This is a genomic window from Ralstonia pickettii (assembly GCF_001699815.1).
GTDB classification, from domain to species: Bacteria; Pseudomonadota; Gammaproteobacteria; order Burkholderiales; family Burkholderiaceae; genus Ralstonia; species Ralstonia thomasii.
Window position 1 is genome coordinate 114698 of sequence record NZ_MCGB01000113.1, and the last position, 15672, is coordinate 130369.

The window sequence follows — 15672 nt, forward strand, 5'->3', positions numbered from 1 at the left end:
GTGCCTCACGCGGCCTTGCGCTGCGCTTCACGCTGCGCCACCAGCTCGCGCACGCGCGGGATGAGCGTGCGACCGTAATCCACCACGTCTTCCAGCGGATCAAAACCGCGGATCAGGAAGGTGGTGACGCCCAGGTCGTAGTAGTCGAGCAGCGCATCGGCCACTTGCTCCGGCGTGCCGACCAGCGAGGTGGAATTGGAACGTCCACCAGTTTCCTTGGCGATGGCCGTCCACAAACGTTTGTCGACGCGCTCGCCTTGTTCGGCTGCCGCGAGCAGGCGGCGTGCGCCCTCGCTCTGTTGCGGGCCGCCTCGGCTGTAGCCCTGCTGCACACGCAGCGCGCGCGTCCGCTCAAGGATGTTCTCTGCCCGTGCCCAGGCGGCGTCTTCCGTTTCCGCCAGGATCGGGCGGAACGACACAGAAAACCGGATGCTGCGCCCGTGCTTGGCGGCTTCGGCCCGCACGCGCGTTGTCAGATCGCGCACCTGGTCGAGCGATTCACCCCACAGCGCATACACGTCGGCATGCTTGCCGGCCACCTCGACGGCCACGTCCGAAGCACCACCGAAGTAGATCGGCACATGGGGCTTCTGCGCGGGCTTCACCTCGGAGAAGCCTTGCTCGAAGCGATAGAACGTGCCCTCGTGGTCGAACGGCTTCGACTCTGTCCAGATGCGCCGCAGGATGCCCAGGTATTCGTCCGTGCGTGCATAGCGCTGGTCGTGGTCGAGATAGTCGCCATCACGCCGTTGCTCGCTGTCGGAACCGCCCGAGATGAAGTGCACGCCCAGGCGGCCACCGGTGAACTGGTCCAGCGTGGCAATCTGGCGCGCGGCCAGCGTCGGATTGGTAAACCCGGGCCGGTGCGCAAGCATGAAGTGAATGCGCTCCGTCAACGCGGCTGCATATGAGATCGTGAGCGTGGCCGACGGCCCCGTCGAATGGTGCGGCACGAGGATGCGATCAAAGCCGGCCTGTTCGTGCGCCTGTGCAAAGGCACGTACGTAATCGCGGTCGATCACCGGCCCGTTCGGATCGGGCGGGTGAATTTCAGACTGCTTCTGGCTCTGGATCATGCCGATGAAATCGACGCTCATGCTGGCTCCGTTCCGCATATCGTTAGAAGACTTGCGAGGCATTGCGCCCCGCCATGAATGCGAATGAAGTTACGTCACCACCCGCATTGCACTAACGAATAATTTCAACGCTGCATATACGGCATAGGTCGTTCGTGGCGCCTGGCAACCCGGATACGCTGTGCGCCAATGCCACTTGCTTCGCACATTGCATCGCCATGTCGCCTGCTCCCTTGCATCGCCTGCCAACGCCGCCCGACCGGCTTGCCGAAGCGCTGGCCACCATTGCTCCGCAGCTGGCCGCGTCAGCCGCAGAGCATGATCTGCAGGGCAACTTCCCGCACGACAACTTCGCGCTGCTGCACGCCTCGGGCCTGATTGCACAGGTCATCCCGCAAACGCATGGCGGTGGCGGCGCCGGCCTGCAGACGGCACGCCAGATCATTGCGTCCATCGCGCATGCCGATGCAGCCACTGCGCTTGTGCTGACGATGACGTACCTGCAGCACCGCGCCATCGCACGTGCCGATACGCGCTGGCCCGCGCATGTTCGGCAACAGGTGTTTGCGACTGCGCTGAATGAAGGCGCGCTCATCAACGCGCTGCGCGTGGAGCCGGACCTCGGCACGCCCGCACGCGGCGGTTTGCCCGCCACAGTGGCAACGCGTGTCGGCAATCGCTGGCGCATCCGGGGCCGCAAGCTCTACAGCACCGGCAGCCCTGCCCTGCGCTGGCTATCCGTGTGGGGCCGCACCGATGAAGCCGAGCCGCGCGTGGGGATTTTTCTCGTGCCGCGTCCGTTGCCGGAAACACCGGGTATCCGCATCGAAGAAACCTGGAACCACCTCGGCTTGCGTGCCTCGGGCAGCCACGACGTCATCCTCGAAGATGTGGAGATTCCGCTCGACCACGCCGTCGATATCCGCCCTGCTTCGGAATGGGCAGCGCACAGTGCCGCGCAAGCCGACACGGGCGCGCAACTCGACCAGCAAGCATGGATGAACGTGCTGCTCGGCAGCCTGTACGACGCCGTGGCGCAGGCCGCGCGCGACTGGCTCATCCAGTTTCTGAACACGCGGGCACCGGCCAACCTGGGCGGGCCGCTGGCCACGCTGCCGCGCATGCAGGAAGTGGTGGGCGAGGTTGCCGCCGCGCTGCAAACCAACCGCGTGCTGCTCGATCATGCAGCCGAAGCCGCCGATGCGGGCGCGCCGCTTTCCATCACCGACAGCGGGCTGCTCAAGTACACCGTCACCGCCAACGCGATCCGCGCCGTGGAGTTGGCGCTGCAGCTGTCCGGCAATCACGGCCTGTCGCGCCGCAACCCGCTCGAGCGCCATTATCGCGATGTGCTGTGCAGCCGCATTCACACGCCGCAGAACGACTCCATCCTGCTGGCAGCCGGCCGCACTGCGCTCGGGGTTTAGCTGGACGCCGCCAACCAAGTCCAGCAAGATGCCCAAAAATCCCACACCAGGAACCTGTCGATGAGCACGCCTGCACTCGCCACCGTTTCCGCTGCTGCTTCCTCTGCGGCACCCGTACAAACACAGTCCATCGCGCCGCTGCGTGAGTTCGTGACGGCGCTGTCGCGCCTGCTGGATCAGCAACCGACCGAAGCCGAAATCCTCTCGCGCGCCGGTGCCCTGCTCGGTGCGCTCGTCGCCCGCGACGACTGGTTGCCCGCTGAATACTCGCAGCCGCACCCAGAGCACTTCCAGCAGTTCCTCCTGCATGCCGATTCCGGCGAGCGCTTTTCCATCGTCAGCTTTGTCTGGGGCCCGGGCCAGCGCACACCCATTCACGACCACACCACGTGGGGCCTGATCGGCATGCTGCGCGGCGCTGAATACTCGCAGCCGTTCAAGCTCGACGCGCAAGGCAAACCCCAACCCGACGGCCCGGCCATCCGCCTGGAGCCGGGCGCTGTAGAACACGTCTCGCCGCGCGTGGGGGACATCCACCGCGTGCACAACGCCTTTGACGATCGCACCTCGATCAGCATCCACGTCTACGGCGGCAACATCGGCGGCATCCACCGTTCCGTCTACACGGAAGACGGCGAGCGCAAGCCGTTCGTCTCCGGCTATTCGAATACCCATCTGCCCAATCTCTGGGACCGTTCCAAGGACACGCCCGCATCATGAGTACCACCATCGACGCTATCGACGCCATCGAATCGCCGGTCGCTGCACCGCTGGCCGAAACCCACGTCCCGACGTTGGCGTATGCCGACGTGCGCGCCGCCCTGCTGGCCCGCAAGGAGATTGCACTGGTCGACGTCCGCGAGGAAGACCCGTATGCCCAGGCGCATCCGCTATGGGCAGCCAACCTGCCGCTCTCCCGGCTGGAGTTGGAAGCGTGGTCGCGCATTCCGCGCCGCGACACGTTGATCGTGCTGTACGGCGTGCACGATGGCGTGGACCTCGCCCCGCGCGCGGCGGCCAAGCTGGCTGAACTCGGCTATACGCGCGTGTACCTGCTCGAAGGCGGACTCGATGGCTGGCGCGCAGCCGGCGGCGAGGTGTTCCAAGACGTGAACGTGCCGAGCAAATCCTTTGGCGAATACGTGGAGGCGCACCGCCACACGCCGTCGCTCAGCGCGCAGGAGGTCAAGGCGCTGCTTGATGCCAAGCGCGACGTGGTGATCGTCGATTCGCGCCGCTATGAAGAGTTTCAGACCATGAGCATCCCCACGGCGACGAGCGTGCCGGGTGCCGAGCTGGTGTTGCGCATCCGCGAGCTGGCACCGGACCCGAGCACGCAGGTCATCGTCAATTGCGCGGGACGCACGCGCAGCATCATCGGCACGCAATCGCTGGTGAATGCCGGCATCCCCAACCCGGTGGCGGCACTGCGCAATGGCACCATCGGCTGGCTGCTGGCCGATCAGGTGCTGGACCATGGCGCCAACCGCCGTCATCCGCAGGACGTGTCTGCCGAATCACGCGCGCAGGCACAGGCCGATGCGCGCGCCGTGGCCGAACGCGCCAACGTGCCGCGCATTGCGCTGGCTGAGGTTGCCAAACTCGAGACCCCGGACCGCACGGTCTACAAGCTCGACGTGCGCACACCCGAGGAATATGCCACCGGCCACCTGCCCGGCTTTGCCAGCGCGCCCGGCGGCCAGCTCGTGCAGGAAACCGATCACACCGCCGCCGTGCGCGGCGCGCGCATCGTTCTGGCCGATGACGACGGCGTGCGCGCCGACATGTCCGCCTCGTGGCTCGCACAGATGGGCTGGGAGGTTTATGTCGTCGATCCGGTCGACGCGAGCGCGCGCAGCGTCACCGGGACGTGGCAGACACCTGCCCCGCCGCTCCCCGCCGTGCGCACGGTCGACGCCCGCGCCCTGGCCGGCTGGCTGGAAGCGGGCGACACCGCCGTCATCGACGTCACGCGCAGCGCCAACTACGTTGCGCGGCATATTCCGGGTGCGTGGTTTGCTGTACGCTCAGACTTGCCCGCAGCGCTGGCGCGCATCCCGGCGGCCCGCCGCTACGTGCTGACGTGCGGCTCCAGCCAGCTCGCCCGCTTTGCCGCCGCCGACCTTGCCAAGCTGACGCAGGCCGAGGTGTGGGTGCTCGACGGAGGCACTGCAACATGGGTGGCCGCCGGCCTGCCCATTGAAACCGGCGAGACCCGCCTGGCCTCAGACCGCATCGACCGCTACCGCCGCCCGTATGAAGGCACGAGCGCACCGCGTACCGCGATGCAGGCCTATCTCGATTGGGAGTTCGGGCTGGTCGAGCAGCTGCGGCGCGACGGAACGCACGGGTTCCGGGTCATCTGACTGGCCTGCAAGGTTCGGAACGTCAGGCTTGGCGTTCCGAACCCGACCGTTGGGGTTGGACACTCCATGCTTGCGGTTCCGAACTCCACCGTCGGCGTTCGGAACGTGACCGGCGTCGTTCCGAACCTCGATATCTCGTACTTCGAACACCGACATTGAGGTTCTGAACGCCGTGCATGGGGTTCCAAACTCGGCACGCGGGGTTCATCACTCCGAGCGCGAGGTGTGGAACCGCGTGATGGCAGTCTCAAACCCACATACGCCTCAGCTCACTTGCTTGCTAACAATGCTCACAACGAGCGATAACAAAACTCGTTTTGCGCATAAGGCCGCCTTGAGTAGCATCGGGACTTCCTCGCAGAGGTTCCGTCATGTCCCCCTTCATCGCCCTGTGCCTGCTCATCACCTACGTGGTGTGGGGCACAACGTATCTCGCCGTCCGTTTTGCGCTGACCGATCTGCCGCCCTTTCTGATGATGGGCTCGCGTTTTCTGGCTGCGGCGTTGCTGCTCGCCCCGCTGGTCATCCTGCGACAGCGCAAGCAGCCCGAAGAGCGGCCAACCTTGCGCCAGGTCCGCAACTGCGCGCTGATCGGCGCGTTCATGCTGGTGGGCGGCATGGGCATGACGGCGGTGGCCGAGCAGACCATCTCGTCGGGTGCGACCACGGTGATGATCGCGTCGATGCCGCTGTTCTCCACACTCTGGACGCTGCTGGCCGGCGGCCGCCTGCGTGCATATGAGATTGGCGCCATCGCGCTGGGCAGCATCGGGATTGCGGTGCTGTTTCGCGGAGCGGAGTTTCAGGCCAGCACGGTCGGCGTGCTGGCGCTGACCACCGCCATTGCGTCATGGTCGTTCGGCTCGCAGCTCTCCAAGCGCATCGACATGCCCAAGGGCATGACGGCCTTTGTACTGGAGATGGCCTTTGGCGGCGTGGCGCTCGTGGTGCTCAGCCTGCTCACCGGCGAAGCGTGGCCCAGCCACATCGGCATGCACGCCGCGCTTGCGTGGGGCTACCTTGTGGTGTTCGGTTCGGCCATCGCATTCACGGCCTACATGGCGCTGGTGGAACGCGTGTCCACCGTCATGGCGACAAGCTATGTGTATGTGAACCCGCCCATCGCCCTGCTGATGGGCGCATGGCTCGCCGATGAAGTGGTCGCGCCGCAGACGCTGGGCGCCACGGGCATCATCCTCGCGGCCGTGGTCGTGCTGACGGCCGGGGCTACGCGGGCGGCGCGACGGGCGGCTGCTTGAGCGTCTGTATAGCTGCTACCCCGCCAACGACGACGGCAACGACGCGCTCGGCACCACCTCCTCTTCGGCATACGCAGCGGTGCCGCTGTCCGCAGCGTTGTCCAGTCGGTTGAGCCAGGCCATCAACGCGTCGGCTTGCTGCGGGCGCGAGAACAGGTAGCCCTGCCCCAGGTCGCAGCCGGCGTCGCGCAGCAACGCGAGCTGCTCGGGGTCTTCCACGCCTTCGGCCACCACCTGCATGCGCAGGCTGTGGGCCATGGCGATCACCGCGCCTGCAATGGCTTCGCCGTCGCCGGGCATGCGCTGCACAAAGCTGCGGTCGATCTTGAGCTTCTGGATCGGAAAACGCTGCAGATACGCCAGCGACGAATACCCGGTGCCGAAATCGTCGATCGACAGGCTGATGCCGGCCGCGTGCAGGGATTCGAGCAGCGCGATGTTGGCTTCGATGTCTTCCATCAGCACGCTCTCCGTAATTTCGAGCTCGAGCTGATGCGGCGGCATACCGGTTTCGCGCAGCACGTCCATGACGTTTTCCACGAGCGCCGGGTCGCGCGTCTGCCGAGCCGACAGGTTGACGGCCACCCGCAGCGTGACGCCGTCTTCGCGCATCCAGCGCACCGCCTGTTGGCACGCGGTACGCAGCACCCACAGGCCAAGCGGCACGATCAGCCCGGTTTCTTCCGCCACGGCGATGAACTCGCCCGGGCCAATCAGCCCGATCTCGGGATGGCGCCAGCGCACCAGTGCTTCCACGCCGTAGACGTTCGCCCTGGAGATCACCGCGTCGTGAGCATCGTCGGTGCTCAGGCGCACCTGCGGCTGGTAGGCCAGCAACAACTCTTCGCGGTCGAGCGCCCGGCGCAGATCGGCTTCCACGCGCAGGCGGCGGCGCGCCTGCTGGTCCATCTCCGACGTAAAGCTGGCGGCCGCATTCTTGCCGTGGTTCTTGGCGTGATACATCGCCGTGTCGGCGTTGCGCGTGAGCACCTGCACGTCACGTGCGTCATGCGGATACAGGCTCACGCCCACGCTGGCCGTGACGTAGATCTGATGCAGGTCGAGTGAAAACGGCGCCCCCAGCGCGGCAAGAATGCGCTTGGCCAACCCATCGGCCAGCGTTGCTGCTTCTGTCTCGGCAATCTGTGCACGGCCCGACAACTCTGCGATCACCGCGAACTCGTCTCCGCCGATGCGGCACAGCACGGCGCGCAGGTTGGCCTGCTCGATCACGTCGTTAAGCCGCCGTGCAACCTGGCGCAGCAGGCGGTCGCCATTGTTGTGGCCCAGCGTGTCATTGACGACCTTGAAGTTGTCCAGATCCAGCAGGAGCAGCCCAACCGCCCCCGTCTGGCCTGCGCGCTTGAGCGACACCTGCAGGCGTTCGTTGAAGGCGTGCCGGTTCGGCAGTTCCGTCACCGAATCGATGTGGGCCAGGTAGTCCAGGTGCGCCTCTGCCTGCAGCACCGCGCGGCGCATGCGGGCGATCACCAGATACGCGAGGCCCATTGCACCGATGCCCACCGATACGGTCAGCACCGCATAGCCGAGCAGTTGCATGTACAGCTCGCTCAGGCTGGAGCGCACCACCACGTAGCCGATCACGCGGCGCTCCGATTCCACGGGCTCCACCACCTCCAGCGTGGTGAGCGTCGATACAGCCGACTCGCGCAGCATGGCGGCATCGGGTGCCCGGACGGGCGCGGCATCGCCGTGCTGATACAGCGCCAGCGGCTTGCGCAGCGCGCTGAAAATGCCAGCAGCGCGCAGTGACGGCGATGCCTCCAGAGCGCCCAGCGTTTCTTCTGCCGCGCGGCGGTCATTGAAAAGCAGCGCGGCCACGCTGTTGGCACCGACGATGCGCGCCTGCACGTGCACATCGCGCACCAGCGCCGCATGCAGCGCGATGAACTGGAACACGATGAGCAGGAAGCCGGCAATGGTCAGTGCCGCACCGGCACCGGCCATATTGGCTCGCACCATGGAGTGCCCCAGGCGGGGCCGAGGGGTCGTAACGTACAGGCTCATTGCACGGTCCTCGCCAGGCGCAGCAGTTGTGAGCTGAGTTGCAGATGGGCTTGCCGCGCGGCCACTGCATCGATGTCGAAGACCACGCGATCGTCATGCAGCGTCAACGCGATCATCGGTTCGGGGTTGCCGGGTGCGCGCTGGTTTTTAGGGCTGTCGGACACCGTCAGCATGGGCGTGGCCGGATCGACACGCACGCCGTTCGAAGCACGCGCATCAAACACCAGGACATGGCAGCCGGCAACGGTACCGTCATTGATCTTTCGGATTTCCAGGCGGTGTCCGCGCACGGGTTTTCCTGTCAGTTTTTCCAAGGCTGCCTGCAACGGATGCTGTGCTGTCACGCACAACACCATCGGGGCGTCGGCCTGGATGGCATCGGCCGGCCAGTTGGTGAACAGCGCAAAGTTGTAGATGAACGCTGCCTTGACCTGCACCTCGCTGGCCTGCATCTGCGCGTGCGTGGCGCCCATGCACACCACGCCAGCCAGCACGGCGCCCAGCGCCGCACATAACCTGCGCGGGCCTGGTCTTCGGGCGCGTCGGACAGTGCCGTGCGGGGTGTTCATCGGAAGGTGTAGGTAAATTTCACGCGAAAAGTACGGCCATCCTGCTCGATGGATGGCTGCGGTTGCTCCGGCCCGGCCGGATCGGCGTAGCGTCGATCGAACAGGTTGTAGACGCTGGCCGACATCTCCAGATTGGGTGCCAGCTGCGCCGCCAGCAAGGTCAGGTTGGCGATCCAGTAACCGCCCACTTGGCCCGTGGTCGTCAGCCGGTTACTGATGTATCGCGCCTCGATCCCTGCGCGCCAGTCGTCACGCCACACGGGCGCGGTGGCATTGATCTTGAGCATGTGACGCGGCGAATTGGCCAGCGTCTGGCCGCTGTCGATGTCTTCGGAACGCTGGAAGCTGTAGCTCGTGCGCAGGCGCGTGCCGCCCGGCCAGTTCTGCTCGTAGCCGAGTTCTGCGCCCCGTGTGCGCACGCGCGCCACGTTGCTGAAGAAGAGCAGCCCGGTGTTCGGGTCTTCGCTCTGGCTGATCAGGTTGGAAACGTTGTTCTGAAACACCGACAACGTGGCTTTGCCGCCTGCGGCAACTTGCTGTTCGACAACCGCTTCATACGTACGGATGCGTTCGGCCGACAGCCCGTGGGTAGCCTGCTGGCCGCCGGGGGCACTGCTCTGATAGTTCAATTCGTAATCGTTCGGCGCGCGATAGGCCATGCCGTAGATCGCCTTGACGGTGGTCGTTGGGGCGGCATGCCAGATCAGGCCCACACGTGGGCTGAAGATGCCCGGCGTGAAGCTCGTATGGTCGTAGCGCAGGCCCGTATCCAGCACCCAATCCGGATGGAGCATGAATTGGTCCTGCACGTATGCGCCCACGCGGTTGTTGGTGCGATGGTCGTCCAGGTAACTGACGTAGGGCACCGTATCGAAATTACGCATTGCATCACGGTAATCCCGTTGCAGCTCGGTACCCATGACCAGCGTATGGCGTTCGATACGGCGCGTCACGAGCTTGAGTTCCGTGCCGTACCACGCGGTATCGAACACATCGCGGTTGATGCCGGCCGGGGGCGGGTTGTACGTGTAATCGCCCAGCGACGCATACCGCCCCCAGAATAGCCGCGCAGACACGTCGGTCGTGTCGTCCAGTGCGTGCTGCCAGGTGCCGTTGAATATCTGCCGCGTATCGACAGCGCGCGAGCGCGGGTCGTTGAAGCTCTGGTTGTACGGCGCAGTGGGCACGCCCTTCGTCCGATCGACGTAGCCGAAGGTCATCCCGAACTCGCCGAAACTGCCCTTGGCAAACAGACGCTTGGCGCGGTCGAAATCCATGCCGCGGGCCACACCGTCACTCACGCCGGGCTGATTGAACTCGGCAAAGTACAGGTCGCGGCCCGGGGCATCGCTCACGCTGGCCGACAGCAGCCACTCGGCACCGTTCTCGGCTCGCTTGCCCCACGTCAGGCGGGCATCGCGCGCATTGGCGCTGCCGGTCGATGCACTGGCCTGCACGCCGTCGATGTCACGGCCGCGCTTGGTGATGATGTTGATCACACCGAACAGCGCGTTCGACCCGTACACCGCCGAGCCCGCTCCGGGCACGTACTCCACCCGCTCGATCAGGTCGACGTTGAGGATGGCTTCGGTCCCGACGGCTGCCTGATCGAAGATCGGATCGTTGGTGCGATGGCCGTCGATCAGCAACAGGAAGCGGGTGTCGTAGTCGCCCGCCCGCAGAAAGCCGCGCGCCCCAAGCGTGTTGTAGCTGCGATCGTAGTTGGTGTAGAGCCCTGGAAGGCTCCCCAGGATGTCGGCCAGCGTGCGCCAGCCATAGGCTTTGATGTCCGCCGCGGTAATGACCGAAACGTTGGCGGGCGCCTCATTCGCGGCTTGCGCGTACTTGGATGCGCCGGTGACGACCTGCACCTGCATGAGTTGTTCGATAGGCAACGCGGTCAGGTCTGTCGCGTCTGTTTGGGCCAGCGCTGTTGTGGAAAGCGACGTAACCGCCACCGCAAACATTTGCGCAATTCGGCTCGGGTCGAGCAGCGCGCACGGCAAGCGCATTGGCAACGAGAACACATGCTCTGCACTCGGATGTTTCAAGCAACCAAGCCCAAGCGCACGGGCAATCACAACAAGCAGCGACATCAGCAGAACCGGCAGAACCGATCACGTCTGTGGGATGACGTTCGGCGGGAAATTCGATCGTTCTGCTCTAAAACGGAGAACCGGCGCGGTTCTTTACCCCACCCCTGGTGGGACGACACGTCAGCGCCGTTGTGGTGCAGGGCGGCATGGCCCCTTTCTTGTGAAGGCCAAGCCTCAGCGGCGGCGCTTGCGCAAACGCTCGATGGCGGCCAGTTGCGCGACGGCTTCGGCCAACTCCGCCTGCGCGCGTGCGTAGTCGAATTTGCTTTGGCTGTTCTGCATAAGCTCCTCGGCCGCCTTGCGGGCCTGCTGCGCTTTCGCCTCATCCAGGTCGTGTGCGCGCACGGCGGTGTCTGCCAGCACGATCACCTGCTCCGGTTGCACGTCGACAAAGCCGCCGGCTACAAAGAGGATCACTTCTTCGTTGTTCTCCTGCGTGACGCGGACACTGCCCGGGCGCATGCGCGTCAGCAGACGTTCATGGCCTGGCAAGATGCCCAGTTCGCCCTCGGTGCCGGGGATCACCACAAACTTGGCGTTGCCTTCGTACAGCCGTTCTTCTGCCGTGACGACATCGACCTTCAGCACCGGCATGGTCTCTCCTCTATTACGCGCATAGGTGGACACGGTAGCACGATGTGCGCCCGCCCCGTCCTCGCGCGCCCTTCCTTTTCGATGCGACCCACGCCACGTTGACTTGCGCGTGGCAATCGCCGCCGCCCGCGCGTCTGTCCATGGCTGACCGTAAGGTTTCACCGCATGTAGCGTCACAAACGCTGCCTAGACTGGGCGCCTGACGATCAAAAAAGACATATCAGGGAAACACAAGCATGCTGGGCGATCTATTGATGTCGTTCTTCGAGGTGGCGCGCCAGGGCAGCGTCACGTCGGCCGCCAAGCGCCTGCGCCTGTCCCAGCCGACCGTGACCGGACGTATCCGCCAACTGGAAGAGATGTACGGCGTGGAACTGTTTCACCGCCGCGGCAGCCGGCTGGACCTGTCCGACCTGGGCGTGAGCCTCATGCCTATCGTCGAGCGCCTCGCGCAGCAAGAAGGCGACGTCGATTTTCTCCTGCGCAATGCCGGCGATCTGCGCACCGGCAACCTGCGCGTGGGCGCCACGGGCCCGTACTACATCCTGCCCAGCGTGGCGGCGTTTCGCGCACGCCATCCCACCATCGAGATCACCATCGAATTCGGCAACTCGCAGCAGATGCTCGAGGCGCTCTCGGAGGTGCGTATCGACCTGGCTGTTTCGTCTCACGCCGTGGATGACGAACGGCTGCATCGCATCACGCTGGCCGAAGACACGATGGTGCTGGTGGTGCCGCTGGACCACCCACTTGCACGTCGCCCGAGCGTCACCCTGGATGACGTTGCCGGCTGCCAATTGCTGATGCGCGAACCGGGCTCCGTCACCCGCCGCGTCACCGAAGACGCGTTTGCCGCGGCCGGCATCGAGCCTGCCAGCACGAGCATCATCGGCAGCCGGGAAGCCATTTACGAAGCAGTCAGCCTGGGGCTGGGCTGCAGCATCGTTCCCGCACGTGAAGCACCGCGCCGGCCCGACGTGCGCGTGCTGCCGTTTGCCGGCAACGCGCCAGTCATTCACGAATACCTGTACTTCCTGAAGGAGCGCAAGGACGCACGGCTGGTACGCGCGTTTCTTGACCGCCTGGACCCGCAGTTGGCCCACGCACCCGAGAAAAAGGCCGATGCGTTCATCGCCAAAGTTATGGCAATGGACACAGCCGCGACGCGCTAGGGCCGTAACTTCGCGATTTTTCAACCGCCCCTGCCCGCCCGTTGTATGCAATCGCTTGCCCTGTTCGACCTGGACCATACCCTGCTACCCATTGACAGCGAATACGAATGGGGCTGCTTTCTGGTCGCCCAGGGCGCGGTGGATCGAAGCGTCTTCGAGCGAGCCAACGAACGGTGGATGCGGGAGTACCGAGACGGCACGCTCGACTTTGCGCGACACGCGCGCTTCTCGCTCGGCCTGCTGGCCCAGCACCCGCGCACGCGGCTCGACGCCTGGCGTGCGACGTTCCTGCGCGACATCATCACGCCAGCCATGCTGCCGCGCGCGCGGAAACTGGTCGACACACACTTGCGCGCCGGCGATCTTTGCTGCATCGTCACCGCCACGCACCGCTACCTGGCCGAGCCGATTGCCGCCGCGTTCAACGTGCCACATCTGCTGGCGGTGGAAGGCGAGACCCTCAACGGCCAGAGCGATGGCGCCTTCACGGGTAACCCGCTCGGCACGGCCACGTTTGGCGCGGGCAAGATCGTGCGCGTCACGGAATGGCTCGCACAGCGCGGCCAGCGCATGACGGACTTCTCGCGCACCGTGTTCTACAGCGATTCATGCAACGACCTGCCGCTGCTTGAAGCCGTTTCGCATCCGGTGGCCGTGAGCCCCGACAGCACTTTGCGTGCCGTGGCCGAATCGCGCGGCTGGCCCATCGTCGAACTCTTTCCTGCCTGAAAACAAGAACGCCCGCCCGGCGTGAACCATGCGGGCGTCTGCACTGAACAGTAGCTATGTCAGGCGGCCACGTCTGCGGGCACGCTTGCCGGCGGTGTCCACTGCGGCAGCTCGGTGCCGTCGACCAGCGCATCCATATGCCGATGCGCCAGCGCCGGGCCCACGCTCATGCCAATGCCACTGTGCATCAGCGCGACTGTGGTGCGGTCATCGACGCGGGTAATGGAGAATGCGCCGCTGCCCGGCACACGGCACTTCGCGCCGTACACGCCCTGCCAACGCTCGACCACGCGCAGCTTGGCTCCAAAGGTGTCCCGTGCGAGATCCAGCATGATGTTGTCGACCGACTCGGCATTGAACGGACGGGCGTCCTGGCCGTAGTCGTGCGAATCGCCAACAATCCAGTCGCCATACGGTGTCGGGCTCACCAGCAGGTGAATGCCGTGGCGCGCCAGCTCGGGGCGCTGATGCTCGATCTGCATGGCCAGTGCCTGGGCGGTCGGCAGATCCGCAAAGGCACCGTAGTGCGTGCATGACAGGCCGGTCAGCACGGCGTGTTCCAGGCGGAAGCCGTCTTCGGGCGTGACACGCAGCATCTGTAGGCGGCAAACCTGCGGTTGCAGCGCGCGAAGCTGGTCAGCACACAGCGTCTGGTAATCGTGACCGCTGCAGACAACCACACGCTGGGCGTTGCACACGCCAGCGGTTGTCTCCAGCCGGCCGCCTTCCACATGGCGCACGAGCGTGCCGAAATGGAAACGCACGCCTTGCGTGGCAAGCCACGACGCCAGCGCCGGAATGGCTTCGCGCGAATAGAGCTGCAGATCGTCGAAGCCCTGCAGTGCGGCGCGGTGGCGCATGAAGCGGCCATCGTAGAGGTCGGCCAGGTCTGCGCTGCGCAGCAGCTTCACGTTGTAGCCGAAGGCCGGTGCGCGCGTCGCCATGAACTCGTCCAGCACAGCTTCTTCTGCGGCATTGCGGGCAAACAGCAGCGCACCGTTCGCGCGCGCAAAGACGCCGGCCTTGTCAGCCCAGTCGAGATACAGTGCGCGGCTTTCGCGCGCGAGGTCCAGCATGATGCCGGGCGGCTGGCCAGTCACCAGCATCTGCCCAAAATTGCGGATGGACGCACCGACGGCAATATCGCTGCGCTCGAACACCGTCACGCGCAGGCCGCGTTTGACGGCGGCAGCGGCGTGTGCCAAGCCCAGAATGCCAGCCCCGACAACCGCGACGTCGGTGCTGGCATCCAGGCCCCCGGAAGTTGCGGGAGCTTCAATCACTTACTTCTTCTCCGACTTGCCGTCGTAGCGCTTCGTCCACTCGGCGAGGATGCGATCGCGGTTGGCGCTGGCCCATGCAAAGTCGTTCTTGATCAAATGCTTTTCGTAGTCGGCCGGCAGCAGCGGATCCGGCTTGGAGAAGCCGGGCGTGGCGACCACGGCAAAGTTCTTCTCGTACAGCGCCATCGCAGCCGGGCTTGCCGAGAAGTCAGCCAGCTTCTTGGCCGCTTCCAGGTTCTTGGTGCCCTTCATGATGCCGGTCGCTTCCACGTCCCAGCCCAGGCCTTCCGACGGCAGCACGATATCGATCGGGGCGCCCTCCTTCTTCGACTTCACCGCGCGGTATTCGAACGCGATACCGATCGGGAACTCGCCCGAGGCGGCCATTTTGCAAGGCTTGGAGCCCGAGTGCGTGTACTGGCCGATGTTCTGGTGCAGCGCGTCCATGTAGGCCCAGCCCTTCTGCTCGCCCATCATCTGCAGCCACGCGCTCACGTCGAGGTAGCCGGTGCCCGACGATGCCGGGTTCGGCATGACGATCTTGCCGGCATACACGGGCTTGGTCAGGTCGGCCCACGACGTCGGCTTCGGCAGATTCTGCTTCTGTGCTTCGACGGTGTTGAAGCAGATGGCGGCGCCCCAGGCATCCATGCCCACCCATGCCGGCGGGTTGGCCTTGTCGCGGTAAGTCGCACCGATCTTCGACAGATCGGCCGGTGCGTACGGCGTCAGCATGCCTTCCTTGTCCAGGATGGCCAGGCTCGATGCGGCCAGGCCCCACACCACGTCGGCACGCGGGTTGTTCTTCTCGGCCAGCAGCTTGGCGGTGACGACGCCGGTGGAGTCGCGCACCCACTTGATTTCGATATCCGGATTGGCCTTCTCGAAGGCGTCCTGGTATGCCTTCACTTGGTCAGCTTCCAGCGCCGTGTACACGGTCAGCGTGGTCTTGGCGAACGCCGACGTGGCAAACGCCATCGTTGCCGACGTGATTGCGGCGGCCAGCAGGGAAAGACGTGCGGTCATGGTTTCCTCGGTGTGGTGTGATGCAGGGGACAAGACAACAAACAGGA

General features: G+C 65.1%; 13 protein-coding genes. 6 read left to right on the forward strand and 7 right to left on the reverse strand.

What is annotated here, in order from left to right; all coding sequences use genetic code 11:
- Window positions 1–5: 5 nt before the first annotated feature.
- Window positions 6–1097 (reverse strand): LLM class flavin-dependent oxidoreductase, encoded by a 1092-nt coding sequence (locus BEK68_RS24410; RefSeq protein ID WP_012430442.1) that lies wholly within the window; start codon window positions 1095–1097, stop codon window positions 6–8.
- Between the two features lie 197 nt (window positions 1098–1294).
- Here BEK68_RS24410 and BEK68_RS24415 point away from each other — a divergent pair, with 197 nt between their 5' ends.
- From BEK68_RS24415 to BEK68_RS24430, 4 genes are all read left to right on the forward strand, one after another.
- On the forward strand, window positions 1295–2503 hold the full coding sequence (locus tag BEK68_RS24415) for an acyl-CoA dehydrogenase family protein (RefSeq protein WP_012430443.1): 1209 nt from the start codon (window positions 1295–1297) through the stop codon (window positions 2501–2503).
- Between the two features lie 60 nt (window positions 2504–2563).
- Entirely contained in the window at window positions 2564–3223 is a 660-nt protein-coding gene (locus tag BEK68_RS24420; RefSeq protein WP_012430444.1) for a cysteine dioxygenase, read from the forward strand.
- Entirely contained in the window at window positions 3220–4869 is a 1650-nt protein-coding gene (locus BEK68_RS24425) for a rhodanese-related sulfurtransferase (protein WP_012430445.1), read from the forward strand. Before BEK68_RS24420 ends, BEK68_RS24425 begins: the two co-directional genes overlap by 4 nt.
- 371 nt (window positions 4870–5240) lie before the next feature.
- A complete protein-coding gene (locus BEK68_RS24430; protein ID WP_065851939.1) occupies window positions 5241–6128 on the forward strand; it encodes an EamA family transporter in 888 nt (295 codons plus the stop codon).
- Between the two features lie 15 nt (window positions 6129–6143).
- Here BEK68_RS24430 and BEK68_RS24435 read toward each other — a convergent pair whose 3' ends face one another.
- The 4 genes from BEK68_RS24435 to BEK68_RS24450 all read right to left on the reverse strand — a co-directional run bounded on the left by BEK68_RS24435 (window position 6144) and on the right by BEK68_RS24450 (window position 11415).
- Window positions 6144–8156: a putative bifunctional diguanylate cyclase/phosphodiesterase gene (locus BEK68_RS24435; RefSeq protein WP_004633935.1), complete on the reverse strand. Its 2013-nt coding sequence runs from the start codon at window positions 8154–8156 to the stop codon at window positions 6144–6146.
- Window positions 8153–8725, reverse strand: a complete 573-nt coding sequence (locus tag BEK68_RS24440) for a YfiR family protein (protein ID WP_004633933.1) — start codon at window positions 8723–8725, stop codon at window positions 8153–8155. The genes BEK68_RS24435 and BEK68_RS24440 overlap by 4 nt, the downstream gene beginning before the upstream one ends.
- Complete coding sequence (locus BEK68_RS24445) at window positions 8722–10737, reverse strand: TonB-dependent receptor plug domain-containing protein (RefSeq protein ID WP_012430447.1); 2016 nt, start codon at window positions 10735–10737, stop codon at window positions 8722–8724. Before BEK68_RS24445 ends, BEK68_RS24440 begins: the two co-directional genes overlap by 4 nt.
- 258 nt (window positions 10738–10995) lie before the next feature.
- On the reverse strand, window positions 10996–11415 hold the full coding sequence (locus tag BEK68_RS24450) for a F0F1 ATP synthase subunit epsilon (RefSeq protein WP_004633929.1): 420 nt from the start codon (window positions 11413–11415) through the stop codon (window positions 10996–10998).
- 236 nt (window positions 11416–11651) lie between these two features.
- Here BEK68_RS24450 and BEK68_RS24455 point away from each other — a divergent pair, with 236 nt between their 5' ends.
- Window positions 11652–12587: a LysR substrate-binding domain-containing protein gene (locus BEK68_RS24455; protein WP_012430448.1), complete on the forward strand. Its 936-nt coding sequence runs from the start codon at window positions 11652–11654 to the stop codon at window positions 12585–12587.
- A gap of 45 nt (window positions 12588–12632) precedes the next feature.
- Window positions 12633–13316, forward strand: coding sequence for an HAD family hydrolase (locus tag BEK68_RS24460; protein WP_012430449.1), 684 nt, complete (start codon window positions 12633–12635; stop codon window positions 13314–13316).
- Window positions 13317–13375: 59 nt separating this feature from the next.
- Here the strand turns inward: BEK68_RS24460 and BEK68_RS24465 are convergent, their stop codons facing one another.
- Together BEK68_RS24465 and BEK68_RS24470 are read right to left on the reverse strand one after the other, a co-directional pair.
- On the reverse strand, window positions 13376–14599 hold the full coding sequence (locus tag BEK68_RS24465; protein WP_012430450.1) for a TIGR03364 family FAD-dependent oxidoreductase: 1224 nt from the start codon (window positions 14597–14599) through the stop codon (window positions 13376–13378).
- A complete protein-coding gene (locus BEK68_RS24470) occupies window positions 14600–15625 on the reverse strand; it encodes a putative 2-aminoethylphosphonate ABC transporter substrate-binding protein (protein ID WP_004633921.1) in 1026 nt (341 codons plus the stop codon).
- Between the last annotated feature and the right edge of the window lie 47 nt (window positions 15626–15672).